Origin of the sequence: Blastococcus sp. CT_GayMR16, assembly GCF_004570875.1 — a bacterium.
Classification (GTDB): domain Bacteria; phylum Actinomycetota; class Actinomycetes; order Mycobacteriales; family Geodermatophilaceae; genus Blastococcus_B.
The window spans coordinates 392,649-417,078 of record NZ_SPQK01000002.1; the positions used below are offsets into that span (position 1 = coordinate 392,649).

Here is a 24,430-nt window from a genome sequence, read left to right on the forward strand (position 1 = left end):
ACTCCGATCAGCTCACACCCACGACGGGACGACGACGAACACGAGCCACGCCAGCAGCGGGCCCACGGCGACGACGATCCCGGCGTAGCTGAGGATCTGCTTGTAGAAGCGGTCACGGTCGACGTCCTGCGCGTTGGCCAGCACCAGTGCGCCGTTCGTGGAGAACGGGCTCACGTCGACGATGGTCGAGGCCACGGACAGGGCGACCACCACGCCCACGGCGCCGATGTCCCCGGCGAGCAGGAACGGCACCGCGAGTGAGATGGCGACGCCGATGATCGCGGTCGACGACGCGAACGCCGACACCACCCCTCCGATGTAGCAGAGGAGGAGGGCGATCAGCAGGGGGACGCCCAGCCCGGTGACCGCGTCGCCGACGTAGTCGATCGTGCCCGCCTCCTGGAGCACGAAGACGAAGGTGAGCACGCCGGCGATGAGCAGGATGGTGGACCAGCTGATCTGGGTCACCGCGCCCTTGTGCTGCTGGGCGGAGAACAGCGCCAGGACGACGGCCACGGTGATCGCCACGAAGCCGATATCGAGGTCGAAGACCAGCGCGAGGACGGCGACGACGACCAGCCCGATCAGGGTGAGGATCTGCTCGAACCGCACCGGCTGCGGGACCTCGGGGTGGATGTGCTCGTCAGCGTCATCGGCAGAGTCGCCCCCGACGCCGGGGCCGGGAGCCGCGCCGTGGCCCCGGACGACGGTCCCGTGCGCGTGCTCGACGTGCTCCAGTCGTGCGCTCTCCACCTTGCGGCCGAGCAGCTTGCGGCCGCCCAGCACGAAGAAGAGGACCAGCGCGATCGCCAGGTTGAAGAAGAGGCTGCCGAGGAAGACCTGCAGCGAGGCGTCCGGGAGGCCCTCGTCCTCGACGATGGTGTTGACCGTGACGCCGTAGACGCTGATCGGCGAGAACCCGCCGCCCTGGGCGCCGTGGATGACCATCATGCCCATCAGCAGCGGGCTGATCCCGTGCCGTGCGGCGAAGGTCAGCGCGATCGGCGCGATGATCGCGACGGCGGCGGGGGAGAGCGCGCCGATCGCGGTGAGCAGCGCGGTGACGAAGAACATGATCCAGGGGATGGCGGCGACGTGGCCGCCGACGAGTTTCACCGCACCGCGGACCAGCAGGTCGACGGTTCCGTTGTTCTGCGCGATCGCGAACAGATAGGTGACCCCGATCAGGGTCAGCACGAGCTCGGCCGGGAACCCGCCGAGGATCTCGTCGGTGGTCATTTCCACCGACAACGTGCCGACGATGAACGCGGCGACGAAGGCCAGCGCGCCCATGTTGATCGGCAGGAACGTGGCGATCGCGAAGATCACGACCAGTGCGATGATGGTGACGATCTCAGGGGACACGGTCACTCCCACGGCGTCGGGGGATGCGGCCGGTCCACTGTCTCAGTGACTCGCGGGTAGCGCCTGCCAGCCGCCGGACGGCGTCACCACGGCGGTGACCCGCCGGTCGTGCGGTTCCACGGGCACCTCGTCGAGCAGCTCGTCGTCGAAGACGACGGCCACCAGGACGGCGTCCGGCCGGGCGTGCCGGAGCGCCCGGTCGTAGTAGCCACCGCCCCGGCCGAGCCGTTCGCCGTCGCGGGCCACCGCGAGGGCCGGCAGGACGACGACGTCCGCGGCGCCGAGCGCGGCCGGGTCCAGCCGCTCGCCCACCGGCTCCAGCAGGCCGAAGCGCCCCGGCTCCAGCCGGCCGGTGTCGACACCCCAGGCCAGGTCGTGACCGACCGACGGCACGACAGGCAGCAGCACCCGCGCCCCGAGCTCGGCGAGGGCGGCGGGAAGGGCGCCGTGACCGGGCTCGATCTCGTCCGGGACGTAGGCGGCGACGGTCCCTGCCCCGGCCAGCCCCTGCACCAGGGCGGCCGAGATCGCCGCGGCCGCCGCGGTCCGCTCCGCCTCCGGGCGGGCGCGCCGGCGGGCCAGGAGGCGGGTGCGGACGGCGGTCTTGGCGGCGCCGACCTCGGGCCCGATGGTCATCCCGGCAGGCTAGCTAGGCTGCCGGAATGTCGAGCCCCACCACCCGTCGCACCTCCGGGCCGGCCACCAAGGCCGTCATCCCCGTCGCGGGAATGGGCACACGCTTCCTGCCGGCCACCAAGGCCGTGCCCAAAGAGCTGCTGCCGGTCGTCGACCGCCCGGCGCTCCAGTACATCGTCGAGGAGGCCGCCCGGGCGGGCCTGCCCGAGGTGCTGATGGTGACCGGCCGCAACAAGGCGGCCATCGAGGACTTCTTCGACCGCGTGCCCGAGTTGGAGGCGGCGCTGGAGAAGAAGGGCGACCCCGACCGGCTGGCCGCCGTGCACGCCTCCACGAACGTCGCCCAGGTGCACTTCGTCCGGCAGGGCGAAGCCATGGGTCTGGGTCACGCGGTGCTGCAGGCGGCGGCGTTCGTGGGCGACGCGCCCTTCGCCGTCCTCCTCGGCGACGACCTGATCGACGAGCGCGACCACCTGCTCGAGCACATGCTGGCCGTCCAGGCCGAGCACGGCGGCTCGGTCATCGCCCTGCTCGACGTCGGCATGGAGAACATCGACAAGTACGGCGCGGTTGCGATCGAGCCCGGTGCGCACCCGGTGATCGACGGCGACGAGGTCGTGACCGTCACCGGCCTGGTCGAGAAGCCGCCGGTCGACGAGGCGCCCAGCAGCCTGGCCATCATCGGCCGCTACGTTCTCGCGCCCGAGATCTTCGAGGTGCTGCGCGGCACGCCGCCCGGACGCGGCGGCGAGATCCAGCTGACCGACGCCCTGGCGACTCTCGTCGAGCGCGGCGAGCCGGTGCACGGAGTCGTCTTCAGCGGCCGGCGCTACGACACCGGCGACCGGCTGGACTACCTGAAGGCCGTCGTCCAGCTGGCCAGCGAGCGCGACGATCTGGGCCCGCCGATGCGTGCTTTCCTGCGTGAGTTCGTGGCCGGCCTGCCCGCAGAGGGCGCGTCGCCGTCCTGACCGGGCCCGGCAGGGGCACCATCGGGCGGGGGAACACCGTCGGAACCGGCGGTACGGCGATACGACGGTGGTGAGGATGAGTCAGGACAGCGCGGGCGGGGGGTTCCGGGGATACCGGGACACCGCCCAAGTGGACATGCCGATGGCGCCTCCGCGCCCGACCGACAGCCAGCGGGTCGGCACGGCCGCCCGCCTGGAGAGCCGCCCCGTTCCCGAGCCCCGGATGCAGAGCGAGCAGCCGGTGCCGATCCTCCAGCTCTCCGAGGGGCTGGCCACGGTGCGCACCGTCGAGCGGCATCTCGACGAGATCCTCGCCGCGGTGCCCCAGCCGGACCCGATCGAACTGGCCGTCCTCGACGCGCAGGGTCTGCTCTGCGCCGAGGAGGTCGTCAGCCAGCGCGCGCTGCCCGCATTCGACCAGGCCGCCCTCGACGGCTACGCCGCCCGAGCGGACGACGTCCATGGCGCGAGCCTCGAGGCGCCGGTCGAGCTGGCCGTCGTGGGGGAGAGCGTGCCCGGCGCCAGCGTGCCGTCGTCCATCGGTCCGGGGCTGGCCCTCAAGGTCGCCGCCGGCGCGATGCTGCCGGCCGGTTCCGACGTCGTCGTCCCTGCTGTGTGGACCGACCAGGGTCCGGTGCGCGTCGCCGTCCACGCCGGGCCCCCGGCCGGCAGCTACGTGCGCCGGACCGGCGACGACGTCGCCCCCGGCGACCCCGCCGTCCAGGTCGGGACGCCGATCGGGCCCGCGCAGATCAGCCTGCTCGCCGCGGTCGGCCGCGAGCGGGTGCTGGTGCGCCCGCGCCCGCGGATCGCCGTCCTCTGCGCGGGCACCGAGCTGGTCGACGTCGGGACGGCGCCCGCGCCCGGTCAGGTCGTCGACGTGAACAGCTACGCGCTCGCCGCGGCCGCCCGGGACGCGGGTGCCGAGGCCTACCGCTCGGGCATCCTGCCGTCGGACCGACGCCGCCTCACCGAGGTGCTGGAGAGCCAGCTCCTGCGCAGCGACCTGGTGCTCATCGCCGGGACGTTCGCCAGCGGCGGGTTCGACATGGTGCAGGAGGCGCTCGCCGAGCTCGGCGAGATGCGCTTCCGGCAGGTCACCATGCACCCCGGCCCGGCGCAGGGCTTCGGTCGCCTCGGACGCGACGACATCCCGGTCATCTGCATCCCCGGTGAGCCGGTGGCCGCGCTGGTGGCCTTCGAGGTGTTCGTCCGCCCGGCGATCCGGCTGATGCTCGGCAAGCGGCAGCTGTTCCGGCGGACCGTCCAGGCGATCGCCGGGCAGCACCTGATGTCCCCGCTGGGCTACCGGCAGTACCTGCACGGCACGGTGATGCGGCACCCCGACGGCGGCTACGTCGTCGAGCCCGTCGGCGACGGCACCGAGGCGCTGCTCGCCCGCATGGCCCGGGCGAACTGCCTGATCGTCATCGACGAGGACGTGACCGAGGTGGCCGCCGGTGGGCTGGTGACCGTGATGCCGCTCCTGCTCGGCGGCTGAGCTGGACCCCGCCCTCCACCCCGGCTGGCCGGCGACGCTCGGCTGGGGACCGGTGGAGCTGCACCCGCTGCGCCGGAGGGACGCCGCCGAGTGGAGCCGCATCCGGGTGGCCAACGAGGCCTGGCTGAGCCCGTGGGAGCCCTCGCACGGGATCCCCTGGCGGGAGCGACACACCCCGGCGGCATACCGGGCGATGCGCCGGGCCGTGCTCCGTCGGGCGGGCCAGGGCACCTCGCTGCCGTTCGCCGTCCGCGTCGAGGGGCGGCTGGCCGGTCAGGTCACCCTCGACAACATCGTCCGCGGCGCGCTGCGCTCGGGCTTCCTCGGCTACTGGATCGACCGCGAGGCCGCCGGCCGGGGCATGGCCTCCCTGGCGGTCGCCCTCGTGTGCGACCACGCCTTCCGCGAGGTCGGGCTGCACCGCGTGGAGGCAGACATCCGGCCCGAGAACGAGCCGAGCCAGCGGCTGGTGGAGCGCCTGGGCTTCCAGCGGGAGGGCCTGCTGCGGCGCTACCTCGACATCGACGGCGACTGGCGGGACCACATCGCGTACGCGTTGCTGGCCGAGGACCACCCCGGCGGCGTGCTCGCGCACTGGCAGCAGCGCCTATCACGCTGAGGGCCCGTGGTCCGGGGACCCGAGCGGCGACACGCCTCGCTCGTCACACGGGCCACACAAGACTCGGCGACACACCGCGCGCCTCCCGTGTTGCGTGTGCCCTGCTGCATAACCTCGCCTCTGCGAGTGACTCATGTGACAGGTGGTGTTCGAATGGGATCGGGCGTGCTCTTGGCCGCTCTGGTCGTTCTCTGGTTCGTCGTGCTGGTGCCCATGGTGGTGACCCGCGGCGACACGCAGGGAGGCCGAGCGGAATTGGCCGACTCGGGCCGAACGCTGCAACGGCGCCGGACCGTGGACCCTGTGGTCCACGCCGACACCGAGCGGGTCTCGGTCGACCGTGACCTGCTGCGCACCAGCGGTGAGCTGCAGGTGGACGTGCACGCCCTCCGGCGTCGAACACTCGGCGGACTGGTCGCGCTCGCTGCGCTGGCCATGGTCGGCGCAGTCGTCGCCAGCCCCTGGCTGTGGACGGCGCAGGTGCTCCTCGACGTCGCCGTCGTCGGCTACGTGCTGGTCCTCCGCAAGGTGGCCCGGCGCGAGCGGCTGGCCGCCCGCCGGGCAGCGCGTGCCGCGGCCCGGGAGGCGCTGCGTGCCTCGGCAGCTGAGCCGGAGCCGGAGGTCCACGAGACCGTCGCTGCGCCGGTGCTCCCGCACCCCAGCGTCCCGCTGGCGCCGGTGGCCCAGTTCCGCGCCCGGGTCGTCGTGGCCCGCACGCCGGCGCCCGTCGGCTGGCAGCAGAGCGCGGTGGTCGGTCTCGACGACGACGACATCGGGTTCGCCGACATCGACGAGTACCAGCCGCGCCGGGTGGTCAACGCCTGACATGTCCCATCCCGGCTCCCCGGTGCACGCATCGGGGAGCCGGGACGGTATTCTTCTGCCCTGAAGGGGCTGTGGCGCAGTCCGGTAGCGCACCTCGTTCGCATCGAGGGGGTCAGGGGTTCAACTCCCCTCAGCTCCACACCTTCACGACAGAGGCCGGGCCCGTCTGGGCCCGGCCCTTCGTCGTTCCGGGGGCGTCGGGTCAGCGGGCGTTGCGGAAGTCCGGCGGCCGCTTCTCGATGAACGCGCGCACGCCTTCCCGGCCTTCGGGGTCGGCGGCGGACTCCGCGATCAGCTGGGCCTCGTCGTCCAGCTGCTCCTCCAGCGTCCGGATCGCCGCGCGGCGGACCAGGGCCCGCGTGCGCACCATCGCGCGGACGGGCCCGGCGGCGACCTCGTGGGCCAGGGCGATCGCGGACTCGCGCAGGTCGTCGTCCTCGACCAGCCTGCCGACCAGCCCGAACAGGTGCGCATCGGCGGCGGTCAGGGTGCCGTTCGTGAGCATCAGTTCCAGTGCGCGGGGCGCACCCAGGGCGCGGGCGAGCGCCCACGACGAGCCGCCGTCGGGCGAGAAGCCGATCGAGCCGTAGGCGGGGCGCAGCTTCGTGCCGCGCGCGCAGACGACGACGTCGCAGGCCCCGATCAGGCCGAGGCCCGCGCCGGCGACGGCTCCGTGGATGCCGGCCACCACCGGCACCGGGGTGCCGAGCAGCAGCCGGACGACCTCGTGCCAGTCGTGGGCGAGCTGACCCACGAAGGCGCCGGGATCCTCGGCGCCCGCGAAGCCCTGCACGTCGCCGCCGACGCAGAAGCGGGGGCCGTTGCCCAGCAGCAGGACGGCCCGGGTCTCCTCCGGCCGGTCCGAGAACGCGGCGGCGAGTTCCTCGGCGAGAGCGGGGGTGAGTGCGTTCCCGGACTCCGGGCGATCGAGGGTGATCCGCCAGACGTCGCCGTCGACCTCGGTCAGCACGTCGCTCATCGACAACCCCTTCGTCGGCCCTTCCGCCACCGTAGGGGTCAGAACCAGGAGGGGAACCACATCCGCTGCAGCCATTCCGCGTGCGACAGCGGCTCGCCGGTGAGCACCGGGTAGAAGAAGGCGAAGGTCGCGGCGACCAGGGCGACGTAGAGGCAGACTGCACCCAGGCCCACCTGCCGCCGGAACGGGTCCGCGCCGGGCCGGCCGATGACGTCCTGCAGCACGAGCGTCACCGCCAGCACGAAGAACGGCAGGGCGGGCGCCATGTAGAAGATGAACATCGTGCGCTCGGGGTTGAGGAACCAGGTCAGCCAGCCCGCGGCGATACCGACCGCGACCGTGAGGGCCGCCGGGTCCCGCCGTCCGACCATCCGCCAGATGAGCCACACCAAGGCCGGCGCGAAGGCGAACCAGAGGGTCGGCGTCCCGATCATCAGGATGTAGCGGACGACCTGGTCGCCGGCCGGGTCGGTGAGTCCCTGCGGGTTCCACAGCAGGATCGGCCGGCCGTCGACCAGCCAGGACCAGGGCCCGGACTCCCACGGATGCGGCGTCGACAGGTTGTTGTGGAACTTCAGCCACTGGGCGTGCTCGTGCCACAGCGCGCGCAGCGCATCGGGGACGAAGCCGAACGCGGTGTCCGGGTGCTGCTGCGCCCACGCCTTGCCCTGCGAGGTCTCCCCGAGGAACCACCCCGTGAACGACGCCAGATAGGCCAGCACCGGGACGGCGCCCAGCGCCCAGGCCGCACCCGGCAGACCGCGGCGCAGCACGGTGCGCGAGGGCCGGGGGACCCCCGCCTCCCGCCACGCGGCACGGTCCCAGAACAGCGACAGGACGGCGAAGAACGCCAGGAACCAGATGCCGCTCCACTTCACCGCGCAGGCGCAGCCGAACAGGACGCCGGCCGCGATCCGCCAGCCCCGCGGGCCCAGCCGGAACCCGGTCGCCGGGACGTCGACCACCGCCCGCACCCGGGCACGGACCTTGTCCCGGTCGACGACGAGGCAGGCGACCGCGGACACGACGAACACCTGGAGGAAGGCGTCGAGCAGGCCGATCCGCGACAGGGTGAAGGAGAAGCCGTCGAGCGCGAGCAGCAAGCCGGCCAGCAGGCCGAGCAGCGTGGAGCCGGTCAGCCGCCGCGCCAGCCGGACGAGGACGACGACGGCCACCGCTCCGGCGACCGCGGAGGGGAACCGCCAGCCGAAGGAGTTGTAGCCGAACACCTGCTCGCCGGCCGCGATCAACCACTTTCCCAGCGGCGGGTGGACGATGAACGAGTAGCCGCGGTTGTACTCGAAACCCCAGGTCAGGAGCTCGTGCGCCTCGGGCGGGTAGTACGCTTCGTCGAAGAGTTTGTCGCTGGGATAGCTGATGACCCAGAGTCGGCTGGCCAGGCTGACGACGCCGAGGACCACCGTCAGGACCCACGCCACCTCGCGGTCGTCCGGCAGCGCAGGCGTGCTGTCCCGACGCGGGCGGGGGAGCGGCCACCGCCGGGACCGGCCCGCCGGCCCGGGTTCCCGGGGGCCCGGGTCCGCCCGCTCGGGAGCCAGCACCGCCATGCCCGTCAGGGTAGTGAACTGACCCGGCTGCCCCCCGGCACCCGCAAGCTCGCGCCGGGACCCTGCGGGCGGGCCTGCGGCAATCGCCGTGACAGGCTCCGTGCCGTGACGGGTCGGCTGGTTCTGGGTGGTGCGCCCCTCGGGCAGCCCGGCGACGTGGGCCCCCGGCTGCGCGAGGTGATGGCATCGGCCGACGTGCTCGCCGTCGAGGACACCCGGCGCCTGCACCGGCTCGCCAAGGACCTCGAGGTCACGTTCACCGGCCGGATCGTCACCTTCCACGAGTCGGTCGAGCAGGCGCGGCTCCCGGGGCTGATGGCCGCCCTCGCCGACGGCGCGACGGTCCTGCTGCTCACGGATGCGGGCATGCCGTCGGTCTCCGACCCCGGCTACACGCTGGTGCGGGCGGCGATCGAGGCGGGCGTACCGATCACCTCGGTGCCCGGGCCGTCGGCGGTCACCACGGCGCTGGCGGTGTCGGGTCTGCCGGTCGACCGGTTCTGCTTCGAGGGGTTCCTGCCGCGCCGAGCGGGGGAGCGCCGGTCCCGCCTGGCCGGGCTCGCGGACGAGCGGCGCACGATGGTCTTCTTCGAGTCGCCGCACCGGCTGGCCGACTCCCTCGCCGACGCCGCGGCCGTCTTCGGCGAGGCGCGCGAGGCCGCAGTGTGCCGGGAGCTGACCAAGACCTACGAGGAGATCCGCCGGGGTCCGCTGGCCGAGCTGGCCGAATGGGCCGCCGAGGGCGTCAAGGGCGAGATCACGCTGGTCGTGGGCGGTGCGCCGGAGGTGGCGGTGTCGCTGGACCCCGCTGCGCTGGCCGCCGCCGTGGCCGCCGAGGAGGACATGGGCTCCACCCGCAAGGACGCCATCCGCGCCGTCGTCGTCCGCACGGGGTTGCCCAAACGCACCGTCTACGACGCCGTCCTCGCCGCGAAGCAGCCCTAGCTCTACCGCGACTGTGCACCTGTCCACGTCATTCCGGGTGGATGACGTGGACAGGTGCACAACCGCTCGGCCTGTGGACAGTGGAGCCGACGGGGGCCGGCAGTCGGGCACGGTTCCGGTGTGCGGCCGGCGAGCGTTCCCCGACAGCTGCGTGCCGATGTGTTCCGCGGTACCGAAGCGGTGCGAGCCGGTCTGCTGACCCGACGGCAGCTGGACGGCCCGACGTGGCGGCGGCTGTTCCGCGACGTCTACGTCCACGCCGCGGTCCCGGTGACCCACCAGGTGCGCGCCGCGGCAGCGGCCGTCCTGCTGCCGGACGCCGTCGTCACCGGTTGCAGCGCCGCGCTGCTGTGGGGCGTCGACCTCGTGGGGGCCGACGACGACGTGGAGGTCACGCTGCCTCCCACGGCGAACGCGTGCCGGATGCCAGGCCTGCGGGTGCGCCGGGCCGTTCTGCCTCAGGACCTGCGCGCCCGCCGTCTCGACATCCCGGTGACGACCGCCGAAGCCACGGCCGTACGGCTGGCGGGGTCACTCCCGACCGACGACGCGGTTTGTGCCGTGGATCAGCTGATCGCAACGGGTGTGGTCGACCTCGAGCCCGTTCGCCGGCTTGCCGCCAGCACCGGTGGCCCTGGATCGGCGCGCGCACGTGCCGTGTGCGATCTGGCTGACGGCCTTGCCGGGTCACCTCAGGAGACGCGACTCCGGCTGCTGATCCTGCGGAGCGACCTCCCGGCCCCGGTGGCTCAGTTCCGGGTGCTCGATGGCGAGGGCGTCGCAGCGCGCGTGGACTTCGCCTGGCCCGACCAGAAGGTCGCCCTCGAGTACGACGGGCTCTGGCATGCCGAGGCGGGACAGTTCGCCAAGGATCGTCGGCGCCTCAACAGGCTGCGCGCGGCGGGCTGGACGGTGGTGTTCGTGACTGCCGCCGACCTGCACCGACCCGAGGAGTTGCTCATGCGGATCGCAGCCGCGATCGAGGCGTGACTGTGCACCCGTCCACGTCATTCCGCCCGGGTGACGTGGATACGTGCACAACGGCGCGGGCTAGAGCCAGCCGTTGCGCTTGAAGCTGCGGTAGAGCACCAGGCAGATGCTCAGGATGAGCAGCAGCACGAGCGGATAGCCGTACCGCCAGCTCAGCTCGGGCATGTGGTCGAAGTTCATCCCGTAGATGCCCGCGATCGCCGTAGGGACGGCGATGATGCCGGCGTAGGCCGAGATCTTGCGCATGTCCTCGTTGTCGGCCAGCGAGCTGCGCGCCAGCGACGCCTGCAGGATCGACGAGAGCAGCTCGTCGAGGGAGCCGACCTGGTCGCGCACGCGGATCGCGTGGTCGAGCACGTCCCGGAAGTACGAGCGCATCGCATCGGGGACGACGTCGATCTGCTTCTCGGCCAGCTTCTGCAGCGGCACCTCGAGCGGTGAGACGGCCCGGCGCAGCGACATTAGTTCGCGCTTCAGCTGGTACAGCCGGCCGATGTCGTCGCGGCGGTCGCTGGCGAAGACCGAGGCCTCCAGCTCCTCGACGTCCGCCTCGACCGCGACCGCGACCTCGACGAAGTTGTCGACCACCAGGTCGGCGACCGCGTAGAGCACGGCCGACGGGCCCAGGGCGAGCAGGTCGGGCTGCTCCTCGAGGCGGCTGCGGAGGTCGGTCAGGCCGCCGTGCTGGCCGTGCCGGACGGTGATCACGTAGGAGGCGCCGAGGAAGACCATCACCTCACCGGTGTCGACGACCTCGCTGGTCGCGGTCAGCTGCTCGTGCTCCACGTACCGGCCGGTCTTCAGCACCATGAACAGCGCGTCGTCGTAGTGCTCGAGCTTGGGCCGCTGGTGGGCGTAGACGGCGTCCTCCACCGCCAGCGGGTGCAGCCCGTACCGCTCGGCGATCGAGGTCAGCTCCTCCTCGTTGGGCTCGAACAGCCCCAGCCAGACGAAGCCGCCGTTCTCGGTGGCCACGCGGAGCGAGTCGTGTGCGGGCACCGGCGCGTGCCGCTTCCCGCCGACGTAGACCGCGCAGTCGACGATCGGGTCCACACCGGTCGGGCGCGACGGCACCGACCGGGGTGCCCCGGCCGGCCGCGGCCGCAGGCTCGGCGGGGGCGCTGAGACGGGCAGGTCGACCGGGAGGTCCACCGGGGTGGCTGCCGGGTTCTCGTTGCCGCTCATCGGCGCACCTCCTCGGGATGGCCCGGGCGTGGGCCACTGCAGCGTAGGCATGCGGCGGCCGCGCGCCCGTGCGACGCTGCGAGAAGTCGATCACGGGCCGGTGCGAGCCGGCCCACGAGGAAGACGCCGTGGCCGCTGGGATGCGCCGGATCAAGTCCGTCGAGGACTCCATCCGCGACACCGACGAGCCCGAGCACCGGCTCAAGCGGCATCTGTCCGGACTCGATCTCACCGTCTTCGGGGTCGGCGTGATCATCGGCACCGGCATCTTCGTGCTCACGGGCGAGGTGGCGAAGACCGCCGCCGGGCCGGCCGTGGCGATCTCGTTCGTCATCGCCGGCGTCGTCTGCGGGCTGGCTGCGCTCTGCTACGCCGAGTTCGCCTCCACCGTGCCGGTCGCGGGGTCCGCCTACACGTTCTCCTACGCCACGCTCGGTGAGTTCGTCGCCTGGATCATCGGCTGGGACCTCGTCCTGGAACTCGCGCTCGGCGCCGCCACGGTCTCGGTCGGGTGGTCCGGATACCTCAACCAGTTGCTCGGCGACCTGGGCATCCCGCTGCCGACCTCCATCGCCGGCGAGACGGCGACTGTGAACATCCCCGCCATCTTCATCGCGCTGCTGATGACGGGAGTGCTCATCCTCGGGATCAAGCTCTCCTCCCGGGTCACCACGGTCATCGTCGTCATCAAAGTGGCGATCGTGCTCATGGTGATTGCGGTCGGCATCTTCTTCGTCAAGGCCGCGAACTACACGCCGTTCGTGCCCCCGGCCGAGCCGAGCGAGGGCGGCAGCGGGCTGACCGCGCCGCTCATCCAGACGCTCTTCGGGTTCACGCCGAGCACGTTCGGGGTCGGCGGCATCCTCGCCGGCGCCGCCATCGTCTTCTTCGCGTTCATCGGCTTCGACATCGTCGCGACGGCGGCGGAGGAGACGAAGAAGCCCGAGCGCGACCTGCCCCGCGGCATCGTCGGATCGCTGGTCATCTGCACGGTGCTCTACGTCGCGGTCTCGCTGGTCGTGGTGGGCATGCAGAAGTACACCGAGCTGTCGACGACGGCGCCGCTCGCCGATGCCTTCCGGAGCGTCGGACTGCCGTTCTTCTCGGGGCTCATCTCCGTCGGGGCGCTCGCCGGGCTGACCTCGGTCGTGATGATCCTGATGCTCGGCCAGTCGCGGGTGCTGTTCGCGATGAGCCGCGACCGGCTGCTGCCGCCGGGGCTGGCCGCGGTGCATCCCCGCTACGGCACCCCGTACAAGATCACGATCATCACCGGGGTCGTCGTCGCCGCGCTCGCCGGCTTCGTGCCGCTGAGCACGCTCGCCGAGCTGGTCAACATCGGGACGCTCTTCGCCTTCGTGCTGGTGTCCATCGGTGTGGTCATCCTCCGTCGCACGCGGCCGGATCTGGAGCGCTCCTTCCGGGTGCCGGGGGTGCCCTTCGTCCCGATCCTCTCGGTGCTGGCCTGCCTCTACCTGATGCTCAACCTGCCCGGCGAGACGTGGCTGCGGTTCGGGCTCTGGATGGTCATCGGGATGGTGCTGTACTTCGTCTACGGCCGGTCGCACAGCCGCTTCAACACACCGGGCGACCGCGAGGACGCCGCCGCCGCGAACGCCGCCCGGAAGGCCTGAGCCGCCCTCACCCCGACGGGTGAGATGCACCGCCTGCCTCTACAGCCACAGCCGGAACCGGCCGAGCTGACCGTATGGCGATCAGCGTCCTCGATGTCCGCGACACCTTCGTGGCGCCGCACGTTTCCGTGCCGGCGCGTGCGACGGTCGCCGCTGCCGAGGCCGCTCCCCGCCGGCTCCCCCTGACCGTCGTCTCGGCCGGCCTGATCGGCGTCCTCGAGGCCGTGGGCCTGCTGGCCGTCGCGCTGACCGGACTGGACGGCGTCCTGACCTCCCCGTGGCGTCCGGCCGGCTGGATCGTCGCCGGCGGGCTGGTCCTGCTCGCGGGGTGGATCGTGCTCTGTGCCGGCAGCGGCGCGGCCCTCATCGACGGCGCCGGCCGCAAGCTCCTCCTCGGCGTCGCGTACGCCGAGATGGCCCTGGTGGCGATGCTCCTGGTCCTCGCGACGGCGCTGCCGATCCCGACCCCGGGTGACCTCCCCGTGCCCCTGCTCGGCCTGCTCGCCCTGACCGTCCCGGTCGGCAAGCTGCTGCTCGCGGGAGCGCCGTCGGCTCGCGCCTTCGTGGCCCAGGGCCCCCGCACCCGGGTCCGCCGCGCCGACCCGGTGCAGACCCACCGTCTGCTCGCCACGGTGACGCTCGGCGTCATCGGCCTCTCGCTCGCGGCTGTCGCCGTCCTCGCCCCGGTGCCGACCAGCGCCCCGAACGACGTGGCGTCCGTCTTCACCCAGCCCTGACCGCCCCGCTCGCGAAGCCGGGTGGACGGCGCTCACTAGTCTCGTGACGTGAGTGATCGGCACATCCTGACCGCAGTCGCCTGGCCCTACGCGAACGGGCCGCGGCACATCGGCCACGTCTCCGGGTTCGGTGTCCCCTCCGACGTCTTCAGCCGCTACCACCGCATGGCCGGAGACAAGGTGCTGATGGTCAGTGGCACCGACGAGCACGGCACCCCGATCACCGTCGCGGCCGACGCCGAGGGCATCACGCCCCGGGAGATCGCCGACCGCAACAACCGGATCATCGTCGACGACCTGGCGAGCCTCGGGCTGAGCTACGACCTGTTCACCCGGACGACGACGCAGAACCATGCCTCGATCAGCCAGGAGATCTTCCTCGGCCTGCTGAAGAACGGGTACGTCTTCCCGAAGACGACGCTCGGCGCGATCAGCCCGTCGACCGGGCGCACGCTGCCCGACCGCTACATCGAGGGCACCTGCCCGATCTGCGGCTACGACGGTGCCCGCGGCGACCAGTGCGACAACTGCGGCAACCAGCTCGACCCGATCGATCTGATCAACCCGGTCAGCAAGATCAACGGCGAGACGCCGAAGTTCGTGGAGGAGGAGCACTACTTCCTCGACCTGCCGGCCTTCGCGCGGGCGCTGGGCGACTGGCTGGGCACGCGCAAGAGCTGGCGGCCCAACGTCCTGAACTTCAGCGTCAACCTGCTCAAGGACCTCAAGCCGCGCAGCTACACCCGCGACATCGACTGGGGCGTGCGGGTGCCGCTCGAGGGGTGGATCGACCGGTCGGACAAGCGGATCTACGTGTGGTTCGACGCCGTGGTCGGCTACCTGTCGGCGTCCATCGAGTGGGCCCGCCGCTCCGGTGACCCCGAGGCCTGGCGGCAGTGGTGGCAGACGCCGGACGCCGATGCCTATTACTTCATGGGCAAGGACAACATCGTCTTCCACTCCGAGATCTGGCCGGCGCAGCTCCTCGGCTACAACGGCGAGGGCGACAAGGGCGGGACGCCGGGCTCGCTCGGCCGGCTCAACCTGCCCACCGAGGTCGTCTCCAGCGAGTTCCTGACGATGGAGGGGCGCAAGTTCTCCTCCTCGCGCAACGTCGTCATCTTCGTGCGCGACTTCCTCGCCCGGTACGACGCCGACGCGCTGCGCTACTTCATCGCCGTCGCCGGCCCGGAGAACCAGGACACCGACTTCACCTGGGCGGAGTTCCTCCGGCGCAACAACGACGAACTCGTCGCCGGCTGGGGCAACCTGGTCAACCGCACGGTGTCGATGGCGGCCAAGAACGTCGGCGCGGTGCCGACGCCCGGTGAGCTGAGCGCCGACGACCGCGCGCTGCTGGCGACGACGTCCGGCGCCTTCGCACCGGTCGGTGACCTGCTGTCGCGCAACCGGCAGAAGGCCGCGATCAACGAGGCGATGCGCGTGGTCGGCGAGGCGAACAAGTACCTGTCGGACCAGGCGCCGTGGAAGCTCAAGGAGGACCCGGCCCGTCGGGACACCGTCCTGCACACCGCCCTGCAGGCCATCAAGGACTGCAACACCCTGCTGACGCCCTTCCTCCCGCACTCGGCGCAGAAGGTGCACGAGCTGATCGGCGGCACCGGTGTGTGGTCGGTCGCGCCGGAGATCCACGAGGTCACCGACCTCGACGACGGCTCGCCGTACCCGATCATCACCGGGCCCTACGACGACGGGCAGGCGGGCTGGGTGTCCACCCCGCTGCCGCCGTCGGGCACGCCGCTGGCCACGCCCACGCCCATCTTCACCAAGCTCGACCCCTCGATCGTCGAGGAGGAGATCCGCCGGCTCGAGGAAGGCGGCGCATGAGCCGGTCGGCGTCCTCCCGCGCGAACCGGCGGGGCGAGCCGCCGCCGTCCCCCGAGCCGCTGCCGTCCCCGGCGCTCGACAGCCACACCCACCTGGACATCGTCCTGGGGGAGCGGCCGGCGGACGGGCACGGGAACTGGCCGTCGGACGACGAGGTGGACGCCGAGATCGCGGCCGCGGCGGCTGTCGGCGTTCCGCGGCTGGTGCAGGTCGGCGTCGACGTCGCGTCCTCGCGCTGGTCGGCCGAGCTCGCCGCCCGGCACCCGAACGTGCTCGCCGCCGTTGCCATCCACCCCAACGAGGCCGGCGCCGCGGACGACGCGGCGCTGGCCGAGATCGACCGGCTGGCCGCCCTGCCCCGGGTGCGTGCCGTCGGGGAGACGGGCCTGGACCGCTACCGCACGGGCCCCGAGGGCTGGGCCGCGCAGGAGGCGTCCTTCCGGGCGCACATCCGCATCGCCAAGGAGCACGGCATCGCACTGGTCATCCACGACCGGGACGCCCACGGCGAGATCCTCGAGGTGCTCGACGACGAGGGCGCCCCGGAGCACACCGTCTTCCACTGCTTCTCCGGCGACGCCGCCTTCGCCACGGCCTGCGTCGAGCGCGGCTTCGTGCTGTCCTTCGCCGGCACGCTGACGTTCGGCAACGCGGGCTACCTGCGGGAGGCGGCGGCGCTCACGCCGGTCGACCAGTTGCTGGTGGAGACCGATTCCCCCTTCCTGACGCCCATGCCGCACCGCGGGCGGCCGAACGCCTCCCGGCTGGTGCCGCTCACCGTGCGGGCGCTGGCCGACGTCACCGGCGTCGACCTCGCCGAGCTCTGCGCCACGCTCACGACGACCGCCGAGCGAGTCTTCGGCAGCTGGGCAGGCACATCGGCCGTGGACAACCTTTCCGTCCCCATCCACAGCTAACCGGGGGACACTCTTTCCGTGGGCCGCCTCATCGCAGTCATCCTGTTCATCGCCGTGCTCGTGCCCGGGGTCCTGCTGGGCCGGGCATGGTGGCTGGCGGCCGGCCGTCGCGCGGTGGCCGGTGGATCGGTCGAGCTCGCCGAGCCGACCCCCGAGGGCACCCAGGCCCTGCGACGCCAGGCACAGCACGGCCGCCGGGTACGGCGGCTCGGCCTCCTCCTGGGGGTCGCCGCGGTGATCGGCAGCGTCGTCCTGCTCGCTGAGGCGTCGGTGTTCCTGTGGGCGCCGGCGCTCATCGTGGGCCTGCTGGCCGGCGTGCTGCTGGCCGAGGTCACCCGGCCCCGCCCGCGCTGGAAGACCGCCGTCCCGGCCCGCCGGCCGCGTCAGGGCGAGCAGATCTCGGGCTGGCTGGTCTGGACGATGCGGGCCGCGGCCGTCGCCGAACTGGTCGTGACGGTCGTCCTCTGGCGCGACGGGGAACTTCCGGACGGCGTCGCCTGGGCGGCTCTCGCCCTCCCCCTGGTGGGCTGGCTCCTCGCGGAGGCCGCTCTGCTCCGGGCGCTGCTGCGCCCCATGCCGGCCCAGGGCGCCGATGTGCCGGTCGACGAGGCGCTGCGCACCTGGACGGCGCACCTGGTCACCGCCGCCGCGAGCGTGCTGGCGCTGCTGCCGCTGGGTGCCCTGCTGCTGACCGCCGGCATCGATCCGGACCGGGTCTCCGAGGGCGTGGACCTGCTGCCCGTCACCCTGGTCGCGGGCGGATTCTCGGCTCTCGCGGCCGGGATCGCGGTGGCTGCGTTCCTGCTGACCTGGCTGCGGCCGGTGCAGGCGAACGCCCGCGCGCTGGCCGGCTGAGCACCGGTCGCCGGCGGCCGGTGCTGCCCGGCAGCCGGGCCTTACACACTGTGGCCTTCGTCACGGCGAGTGGCGTCACAATCCCAGGCGTCTCACTAGCACCTCCCGGCACGGCTGTCACAGAACGTATCGGCGCGCCCACTCTGAGCACTTGAGACTCTCTGTTTCACTCCCTGTGCACAGTTGCCAGCCGGACCGTGTTCGTTATCGTGTCGTGACCGACAGCCGGGGTGGAGACCGACCCGGGCGGCGTTCACCGGCCTGGAGCCTTCCGCTCCGGGCCGGATTGCCGTCCGAGCCGGGAACGCGACCGGCGGGCCGTCTGCGGACGGCGCGCCCGTTCTCCTGCCCGGGTCCTGTGACCCGATGGAAGTGTTGTGCGCCGCTCGCTCCAGCTCAGTCTGTTCGCCGTGGTCCTGCTCGGACTCATCGGCGGCACGCTGGCCTTCTTCGTCGCCCAGAAGTCCGTGACCCTCACCGTCGACGGACAGGTTCGCCATGTCGGCACGTACGCCGACACGGTCGGCGACGTGCTGGAGGACGAGGGCCTCGAGCCCGCCGCGCACGACGTGCTCCTGCCGTCGGCCGGGGACGCGGTCCGGGACGGCGACACGGTCATCCTGAACCGCGCCCGCCCGCTCGAGCTCACCGTGGACGGCGTCTCGCGCCAGGTGTACGTCACCGCCCTGTCGGTCGACGAGGCGCTCGGCCAGCTGGGCTTCCGCGCCGACGACCTGGTCCTCTCCGCCAGCCGCAGCGAGCGCCTCCCGCTCCGGGGCATGGAGCTCACGATCACCACCCCCAAGGAGATCGTCCTCGTCTCCGACGGGCAGCAGCGCGTCGTCACCACGACCGCCGCCACCGCGGGTGCCCTGCTCGCCGAGCAGGGCATCGCGCTGGGCGAGACCGACAAGACCAGCCTCTACCTGAACCAGGCCCTGCTGAACCGCATGAAGCTGCAGGTCTTCCGCGTGCAGGTCAACGAGGTCGCCGAGACCGCCGAGGTGCCGTTCGACAAGGTCGACACCCCGGACCCGGAGGCCTTCGAGGGCGACCGGACCGTGACGCAGCCCGGTTCGGCAGGCCAGCAGCACACCACGTACCGCGTGACCGTCGTCGACGGCGTCGAGACCGCCCGCGAGGTCATCGAGTCCACCGTGACCGTCGCGCCGGTCGCCGAGCAGGCCACGGTCGGTACCAAGCCGCGGCCCACCGTGGCGCCGACCGCCGACGGGCTCAACTGGTACGCGCTGGCCAAGTGCGAGTCGACGAACAACCCCCGCGCGGTCAACCCCGCCGGCTACTACGGGCTCTACCAGTTCTCGTTGTCCACCTGGCGCTCCGTCGGTGGCACGGGCAACCCGATCGATGCCTCCCCGGAGGAGCAGACAGCCCGCGCGCAGATGTTGTACAACAAGGCCGGCGCCGGCCAGTGGGGCTGCGGCCGCTACCTCTTCCAGTGATCGGGTCCTGCTGAGCATTCCACCCGAGCAGTCCGACGGGCTGCTGGGTCCGGCCGCCATCCGCGAGCTGGCCCAGCAGCTGGAGCTGCGTCCGACCAAGACGCTCGGGCAGAACTTCCTGCACGACGCCAACACGATCCGGCGGATCGTGCGCACCGCCGACCTCCGGCCCGATGACGTCGTCCTCGAGGTCGGGCCCGGGCTGGGATCCTTGACGCTCGGCCTCCTGCCCGCGGTGGCCCGCGTCGTCGCCGTCGAGATCGACGAGCGCCTGGCCGACGAGCTGCCGATCACCGTCACCGCGCGGCGGCCCGACCTGGCCGATCGGCTGACCGTGGTCACCGCCGACGCCCTGCGCATCCAGGAGCTCCCCGGTCCGCCCCCGACGGCGCTGGTGGCGAACCTGCCCTACAACATCGCCGTCCCGGTGCTCCTGAACCTGCTGGAACTGCTGCCGACGCTGGACCGCGCCCTGATCCTCGTCCAGGCGGAGGTCGCCGAGCGGCTGGCCGCGCCTCCCGGTGGGTCGGCGTACGGCGTTCCCTCCGTCAAGGCGGCCTGGTACGGCGAGGTGCGCCGGGCGGGGAACGTCGGCCGGCGGGTCTTCTGGCCCGAGCCGAACGTCGACTCGGGGCTGGTGTCCCTCGCGCGGCGTCCGCCGCCGCCCGGTGACCGCCGCGCCACCTTCGCCGTCGTCGATGCCGCCTTCGCGACCCGGCGCAAGGGGTTGCGCGCCGCTCTCGCCCCGTGGGCGGGGAGCCCTGCCGCCGCCGAGGTCCGGCTGCGCGCGGCGGGGATCGACCCGGCGACGCGTGGGGAGAGGCTCTCGGTCACCGACTTCGCCCGGCTGGCCGCGACCGACCCGGTGGAGCCATGACGCCGGCCGAGGTCGTCGCTCGGGCTCCGGCGAAGGTGAACGTCCATCTGGCGGTCGGTCCGCTCCGCGCGGACGGATTCCACGAGCTGCGCACGGTCTACTTCGCGGTGTCGCTGTTCGACACGGTCACCGTCGGGCCGGGGGAGGGCCTGGCCGTCTCCGTGACGGGGGTCGACGCCGGCGTCGTCCCCACGGACCGTCGCAACCTGGTCTGGCGGGCAGCAGTTCTGCTCGCCGAGCATGCAGGGGTGCGGCATGACGCCACCATCGGCATCGCCAAGGCCATCCCCGCCGCCGCCGGGCTCGCCGGGGGCAGTGCCGACGCCGCGGCTGCGCTCGTCGCCCTGGACGCCTTCTGGGGCACCCGGGTGGGCCGGGCCGACCTGGACCTGCTGGCCGCACAGTTGGGCAGCGACGTGCCCTTCAGCCTGCTCGGCGGCGTGGCCCTGGGTTCCGGCCGCGGCGAACAGCTCTCCCCGGTGCTCGCCCCCACCCGCCGGCACTGGGTTCTCGGCATGGCGGGGGAAGGCCTGTCCACGCCCGCCGTCTACGGCGAGCTGGACCGGCTGCGGGCGGCCGGCCGGCTGCCCGGGGACAGCGGGCTCGGCTCCGCCGACCCGGTCATCGCCGCGCTCCGCAGCGGCCCGCCGGCCGCGCTGGCGGGAGCGCTCGCCAACGATCTGCAGACGCCCGCGCTCGCCCTGCGGCCCGAGCTGGGCCGGGCACTGCGTGCGGCGACCGATGCGGGGGCCCTGGCGGCCCTGGTGAGCGGCTCCGGACCGACGGTGGCCGCCCTGGTCGAGGACGAGAGCAGCGCGATCCGGCTGGCGGCCGAGCTGGCCGGAGTGGGGATCTTCCGGACGCTGCGCGCCGTCCACGGCCCGGTGCCGGGCGCGCGGCTCGTCGGCTGACGCGAGGACTCAGGCCTCGGCAGCGGGCACCGGGGCCTGGGTGACCAGGTTCGGCTCCGCTTCCAGGTGCGCGAGGCCGTTGTAGGCGAGGTTGACCAGGTGCGCGGCCACCTCGCGCTTGCCCGGCGAGCGGGAGTCGAGCCACCACTGGCCGACGAGCGCCACCATGCCGACCAGCGCCTGGCTGTAGAGCTCGGCGAGCTGGGGGTCGTACCCGCGCTCGTCGAACTGGTCGGCCAGGATGTGCTCCACCTTGCGGGCGACCTCACCGATGAGCGAGGAGAACGTGCCGACGCCGCTGGTGACCGGGGGCGCGTCCCGGGTCAGCACACGGAAGCCCTCGGTGTCCTCCTCGATGTACTCCAGGAGGACCAGGGCGGCCCGCTCGAGGAGCTCCCGCGGATTCCCCGGCGAGGACAGCGCCGAGGTGAACCGGTCCAGCAGGACCTGCATCTCGCGATCGACGACGACGGCGTAGAGGCCTTCCTTGCCGCCGAAGTGCTCGTAGACCACCGGCTTGCTGACGTCCGCATGGGCGGCGATCTCCTCGATGGAGGTCGCCTCGTAGCCCTTCTGCCCGAACAGCTCGCGGCCGATGTCCAGCAACTGCTGGCGCCGCTGGGCACCGGTCATCCGGACCCGGTGCCGCGGAGCACTGCTGGTCATGTGGTCATCCTCCCGTGAAAGCGACTCCGCCCGGGCACCTGCGTCGTGCAGGTCGCCCGGGCGGAGGAGAGCCGGTGTGCGTTCCCTAGGCCGAGGCCGTCACGGGAAGACGACGCTTGGCCTCCAGGCGCACGGGATCGGGCCACTTGACGTCCCGGGCCCAGCCGAGCTTCTCGAACATCCAGATCACGCGTGCGCTCATGTCTATCTGGCCGCGGAGAACGCCGTGGCGCGCGCAGGTCGGGTCCGCGTGGTGCAGGTTGTGCCACGACTCGCCACCGCTGAGGATCGCCAGCGGCCAGAAGTTCGTCGCCCGGTCGCGACCAGGGGAGACGAAGGGCCGGTTGCCGACGACGTGGCAGACGGAGTTGATCGACCAGGTCACGTGGTGCAGGAGTGCGACCCGGACGAGCCCGGCCCAGAAGAACGCCGACCAGGCACCGGCCCAGCTGTCGGTGACCACGCCACCGATGACGGCCGGCAGCGCGAAGCTCAGGAAGGCCCAGAAGGCGAACAGCCGGCTGGTGACGCGCAGGCCGTTGTCCTTCAGCAGGTCGGGGGCGTAGCGCTCGGCGTTGGTCTGCTTGCGGTCGAACAGCCAGCCGAGGTGCGCGTGGAACATGCCCTTGGCCAGGGCGCCGGCGTCATCGCCGTAGCGCCACGGCGAGTGGGGATCGCCCTCGCGGTCGCTGAAGGCGTGGTGCCGGCGGTGGTCGGCGACCCACTGGACGACCGGTCCCTGGATCGCCATGCAGCCGATCGCGGCGAGCGCGAGTCGCAGCGGCCGGTTGGCCTTGAAGGACCCGTGGGTGAAGTAACGGTGGTACCCGACCGTGACGCCGAGCAGGGTCAGGAAGTAGAAGCCGACCGCGAGGCCGACGTCGAGCCAGGACAGCCCCCAGCCCCAGACGGCCGGCACGACCGCGGCCAGCGCGAGGAAGGGCACCACGACGAACACGTAGAGGACGACCTGCTCGAGCACGCCCTTCTCCTTGCCGAGCGCGTTCGCCGGCAGGCCGACGTTCGGGTCGGCGGTGCGGGGCGGTGCCATGGGCCGGGTGAGGGTGGGTACGGACAAGCGAACTCCTGAACGGTGTTGGGCTGGCCCCGGCGCGGTTCGACAGACCGGCGTGCGCGGGGCTACGTCCCCGTAACCTACGGCACCGTAGGGATGGCAGCGAGTCGATCATGGGACACCCGGACGGCGGACCGTGCCGTGCCGATGGATGCCCCCACCGCGACGCGGCCCTAGGCTCCGGGACGGGTGTCGTCCCGTGGCGGCGCCTGCGTGGCCACCCGTGTCGCGGGTGGGGGATGGGGTAATCGGCAGCCCGCCGGCCTTTGGAGCCGTGCAGTCTCGGTTCGAGTCCGAGTCCCCCAGCGCAGAGCAACACGTCGCCGTCCGAGGAGATCCGTGATCCCGCAGGAGTCAACGGTGCCCGCCACCACCGGGGGGCCGGCGCTGGCCGCCGTCGTCGTCCTGGCCGCGGGGCAGGGCACCCGCATGCGTTCGTCGACGCCCAAGGTGCTGCACCCCCTCGGCGGGCGGAGCCTGCTCGGCCACGTGCTCGCCGCCGCCGAGCCGCTGAACGCCGGCGCCACCGTCGTGGTCGTCGGCTCGGGCCGCGACGTCGTGGAGCAGCACCTGGCGGACATCGCCCCCGCGGCGCTGCCGGTCGTGCAGCACGAGCAGAACGGGTCCGGTCACGCCGCGGCGGTCGCGCTGGCCGCCGTCCCCGATCTCGAGGGGGACGTGCTCCTGGTCAACGGCGACGCGCCGCTGCTGCGCGTCGCGACCGTGGCCGCGCTGGTAGATGCACACCGGGCCGCCGGCAACGTGCTCACCGTCCTGACCGCGGAGGTCGACGACCCCACCGGGCTGGGCCGGATCGTCCGGGACGACGACGGCGCGGTGCTGGCCATCGTGGAGGAGCGGGACGCCACCGACGCCCAGCGGGCCATCCGTGAGATCAACGCCGGCGTCTACGTCGGCGACGCGGCCGCCCTGCGCCGCAGCCTGGCGAGTCTCGGCGCGGACAACGACCAGGGGGAGCAGTACGTGACCGACGTGCTCGGTCTGCTGGTGGCCGAGGGCGCCCCCGTCGGCGGCGTCCTGGCCGAGGACGCCGACGACGTCCTCGGCTGCAACGACCAGCGTGAGCTCGCCGCCCGCCGGCGCACCCTCAACGACCGCGTGCTCGACGACCTCATGCGCGACGGGGTCACCGTCGTCGACCCGCAGACCACCTGGGTCGACGTCACCGCGTCCGTGGCGGCCGACGCCGTCCTCCAGCCGGGAACCCAGCTGCTGGGGCGCACATCGGTCGGTGCCGGCGCGACCGTCGGGCCGGACACGACCCTCGTCGACACCGAGGTGGGGGCCGGCGCCTCCGTCGTCCGTTCCCACTGCCTGGGCGCGGCCATCGGCCCCGCGGCGACCGTCGGCCCGTTCAGCTATCTGCGGCCCGGGACCCGGCTCTCCCGCGCCGCCAAGGTCGGCGCCTTCGTGGAGACGAAGAACGTCGAGGTGGGCGAGGACTCCAAGGTGCCGCACCTGTCCTACGTCGGCGACGCCACGATCGGCCGGGGCGCGAACATCGGCGCGGCCACCGTCTTCGTGAACTACGACGGGGTCGCCAAGCACCGCACCACCATCGGCGACCATGTGCGGATCGGCTCGGACACGATGCTCGTGGCGCCGGTCACAGTGGGGGACGGCGCCTACACCGCAGCCGGTTCGGTGATCACCTCCGACGTCCCGCCCGGGGCCATGGCCGTCGCGCGGGCCCCCCAGCGGAATGTGGCAGGCTGGGTGCGCCGCCGCCGCTCCGGGACGCCCGCGGCCCAGGCCGCGGAAGCGGCCGAGCGCCGGGCGGAGGCACCCGACGGGGGCCCGTCCGACGCCCCCCGGGCGGACACCGACAAGTAGGGGACAGCG

General features: G+C 72.7%; 22 protein-coding genes and 2 tRNA genes. 17 read left to right on the forward strand and 7 right to left on the reverse strand.

The window, feature by feature from the left end:
• Nucleotides 1–12: 12 nt before the first annotated feature.
• Nucleotides 13–1,365, reverse strand: a complete 1,353-nt coding sequence (locus E4P38_RS04600; RefSeq protein WP_135130567.1) for an SLC13 family permease — start codon at nucleotides 1,363–1,365, stop codon at nucleotides 13–15.
• Nucleotides 1,366–1,407: 42 nt separating this feature from the next.
• Nucleotides 1,408–2,001: a 5-formyltetrahydrofolate cyclo-ligase gene (locus E4P38_RS04605; RefSeq protein ID WP_135130568.1), complete on the reverse strand. Its 594-nt coding sequence runs from the start codon at nucleotides 1,999–2,001 to the stop codon at nucleotides 1,408–1,410.
• Between the two features lie 26 nt (nucleotides 2,002–2,027).
• Here E4P38_RS04605 and E4P38_RS04610 point away from each other — a divergent pair, with 26 nt between their 5' ends.
• From E4P38_RS04610 to E4P38_RS04630, 5 genes are all read left to right on the forward strand, one after another.
• A complete protein-coding gene (locus tag E4P38_RS04610; protein WP_135130569.1) occupies nucleotides 2,028–2,972 on the forward strand; it encodes a UTP--glucose-1-phosphate uridylyltransferase in 945 nt (314 codons plus the stop codon).
• A gap of 76 nt (nucleotides 2,973–3,048) precedes the next feature.
• Nucleotides 3,049–4,473 (forward strand): gephyrin-like molybdotransferase Glp, encoded by a 1,425-nt coding sequence (gene glp / locus E4P38_RS04615; protein ID WP_209308926.1) that lies wholly within the window; start codon nucleotides 3,049–3,051, stop codon nucleotides 4,471–4,473.
• Nucleotides 4,474–4,525: 52 nt separating this feature from the next.
• Entirely contained in the window at nucleotides 4,526–5,092 is a 567-nt protein-coding gene (locus E4P38_RS04620; protein WP_245160778.1) for a GNAT family protein, read from the forward strand.
• 165 nt (nucleotides 5,093–5,257) lie between these two features.
• Complete coding sequence (locus tag E4P38_RS04625; RefSeq protein ID WP_245160779.1) at nucleotides 5,258–5,917, forward strand: hypothetical protein; 660 nt, start codon at nucleotides 5,258–5,260, stop codon at nucleotides 5,915–5,917.
• A gap of 65 nt (nucleotides 5,918–5,982) precedes the next feature.
• Nucleotides 5,983–6,056: transfer RNA gene (locus tag E4P38_RS04630), tRNA-Ala, on the forward strand.
• 63 nt (nucleotides 6,057–6,119) lie between these two features.
• On the opposite strand, the gene E4P38_RS04635 is transcribed toward E4P38_RS04630, so the two are convergent.
• Together E4P38_RS04635 and E4P38_RS04640 are read right to left on the reverse strand one after the other, a co-directional pair.
• Complete coding sequence (locus tag E4P38_RS04635) at nucleotides 6,120–6,896, reverse strand: enoyl-CoA hydratase-related protein (RefSeq protein WP_135130572.1); 777 nt, start codon at nucleotides 6,894–6,896, stop codon at nucleotides 6,120–6,122.
• 38 nt (nucleotides 6,897–6,934) lie between these two features.
• Nucleotides 6,935–8,464, reverse strand: a complete 1,530-nt coding sequence (locus tag E4P38_RS04640) for a phospholipid carrier-dependent glycosyltransferase (protein WP_135130573.1) — start codon at nucleotides 8,462–8,464, stop codon at nucleotides 6,935–6,937.
• Between the two features lie 105 nt (nucleotides 8,465–8,569).
• Between E4P38_RS04640 and rsmI the strand changes: the two genes are divergently transcribed.
• Together rsmI and E4P38_RS04650 are read left to right on the forward strand one after the other, a co-directional pair.
• Entirely contained in the window at nucleotides 8,570–9,409 is an 840-nt protein-coding gene (gene rsmI, locus E4P38_RS04645; RefSeq protein ID WP_135130574.1) for a 16S rRNA (cytidine(1402)-2'-O)-methyltransferase, read from the forward strand.
• Nucleotides 9,410–9,589: 180 nt separating this feature from the next.
• Nucleotides 9,590–10,399, forward strand: coding sequence for a DUF559 domain-containing protein (locus tag E4P38_RS04650; RefSeq protein ID WP_245160780.1), 810 nt, complete (start codon nucleotides 9,590–9,592; stop codon nucleotides 10,397–10,399).
• 60 nt (nucleotides 10,400–10,459) lie between these two features.
• Here E4P38_RS04650 and corA read toward each other — a convergent pair whose 3' ends face one another.
• The gene (corA, locus tag E4P38_RS04655; RefSeq protein ID WP_135130576.1) at nucleotides 10,460–11,584 is read right to left on the reverse strand and encodes a magnesium/cobalt transporter CorA; all 1,125 of its coding nucleotides are present in this window, start codon (nucleotides 11,582–11,584) and stop codon (nucleotides 10,460–10,462) included.
• A gap of 128 nt (nucleotides 11,585–11,712) precedes the next feature.
• On the opposite strand from corA, the gene E4P38_RS04660 reads away from it, so the two are divergent.
• The 8 genes from E4P38_RS04660 (at nucleotide 11,713) to E4P38_RS04695 (ending at nucleotide 20,826) form a co-directional block, all read left to right on the forward strand.
• The gene (locus E4P38_RS04660; protein ID WP_167760443.1) at nucleotides 11,713–13,218 is read left to right on the forward strand and encodes an amino acid permease; all 1,506 of its coding nucleotides are present in this window, start codon (nucleotides 11,713–11,715) and stop codon (nucleotides 13,216–13,218) included.
• 74 nt (nucleotides 13,219–13,292) lie between these two features.
• Nucleotides 13,293–13,955 carry a hypothetical protein gene (locus E4P38_RS04665; protein ID WP_135130577.1) on the forward strand — a complete coding sequence of 221 codons (663 nt, stop codon included), beginning with the start codon at nucleotides 13,293–13,295 and terminating at the stop codon, nucleotides 13,953–13,955.
• Nucleotides 13,956–14,003: 48 nt separating this feature from the next.
• Nucleotides 14,004–15,803 carry a methionine--tRNA ligase gene (gene metG, locus E4P38_RS04670; RefSeq protein ID WP_135130578.1) on the forward strand — a complete coding sequence of 600 codons (1,800 nt, stop codon included), beginning with the start codon at nucleotides 14,004–14,006 and terminating at the stop codon, nucleotides 15,801–15,803.
• The gene (locus tag E4P38_RS04675; protein ID WP_135130579.1) at nucleotides 15,800–16,720 is read left to right on the forward strand and encodes a TatD family hydrolase; all 921 of its coding nucleotides are present in this window, start codon (nucleotides 15,800–15,802) and stop codon (nucleotides 16,718–16,720) included. The genes metG and E4P38_RS04675 overlap by 4 nt, the downstream gene beginning before the upstream one ends.
• A gap of 18 nt (nucleotides 16,721–16,738) precedes the next feature.
• Nucleotides 16,739–17,575 carry a hypothetical protein gene (locus tag E4P38_RS04680; RefSeq protein ID WP_135130580.1) on the forward strand — a complete coding sequence of 279 codons (837 nt, stop codon included), beginning with the start codon at nucleotides 16,739–16,741 and terminating at the stop codon, nucleotides 17,573–17,575.
• 377 nt (nucleotides 17,576–17,952) lie between these two features.
• Nucleotides 17,953–19,038, forward strand: coding sequence for a resuscitation-promoting factor (locus E4P38_RS04685; RefSeq protein WP_135130581.1), 1,086 nt, complete (start codon nucleotides 17,953–17,955; stop codon nucleotides 19,036–19,038).
• A gap of 148 nt (nucleotides 19,039–19,186) precedes the next feature.
• Nucleotides 19,187–19,915: a 16S rRNA (adenine(1518)-N(6)/adenine(1519)-N(6))-dimethyltransferase RsmA gene (rsmA, locus tag E4P38_RS04690; RefSeq protein WP_245160781.1), complete on the forward strand. Its 729-nt coding sequence runs from the start codon at nucleotides 19,187–19,189 to the stop codon at nucleotides 19,913–19,915.
• Nucleotides 19,912–20,826, forward strand: coding sequence for a 4-(cytidine 5'-diphospho)-2-C-methyl-D-erythritol kinase (locus tag E4P38_RS04695; RefSeq protein ID WP_135130583.1), 915 nt, complete (start codon nucleotides 19,912–19,914; stop codon nucleotides 20,824–20,826). The genes rsmA and E4P38_RS04695 overlap by 4 nt, the downstream gene beginning before the upstream one ends.
• A gap of 9 nt (nucleotides 20,827–20,835) precedes the next feature.
• Here the strand turns inward: E4P38_RS04695 and E4P38_RS04700 are convergent, their stop codons facing one another.
• Both E4P38_RS04700 and E4P38_RS04705 read right to left on the reverse strand, forming a co-directional pair.
• Complete coding sequence (locus E4P38_RS04700; protein WP_135130584.1) at nucleotides 20,836–21,492, reverse strand: TetR/AcrR family transcriptional regulator; 657 nt, start codon at nucleotides 21,490–21,492, stop codon at nucleotides 20,836–20,838.
• A gap of 85 nt (nucleotides 21,493–21,577) precedes the next feature.
• On the reverse strand, nucleotides 21,578–22,570 hold the full coding sequence (locus tag E4P38_RS04705) for an acyl-CoA desaturase (protein ID WP_245160782.1): 993 nt from the start codon (nucleotides 22,568–22,570) through the stop codon (nucleotides 21,578–21,580).
• Between the two features lie 230 nt (nucleotides 22,571–22,800).
• Between E4P38_RS04705 and E4P38_RS04710 the strand changes: the two genes are divergently transcribed.
• Together E4P38_RS04710 and glmU are read left to right on the forward strand one after the other, a co-directional pair.
• A tRNA-Gln gene (locus E4P38_RS04710) sits at nucleotides 22,801–22,873 on the forward strand.
• A gap of 54 nt (nucleotides 22,874–22,927) precedes the next feature.
• Nucleotides 22,928–24,421, forward strand: coding sequence for a bifunctional UDP-N-acetylglucosamine diphosphorylase/glucosamine-1-phosphate N-acetyltransferase GlmU (gene glmU / locus E4P38_RS04715; RefSeq protein ID WP_245160783.1), 1,494 nt, complete (start codon nucleotides 22,928–22,930; stop codon nucleotides 24,419–24,421).
• Nucleotides 24,422–24,430: the final 9 nt, after the last annotated feature.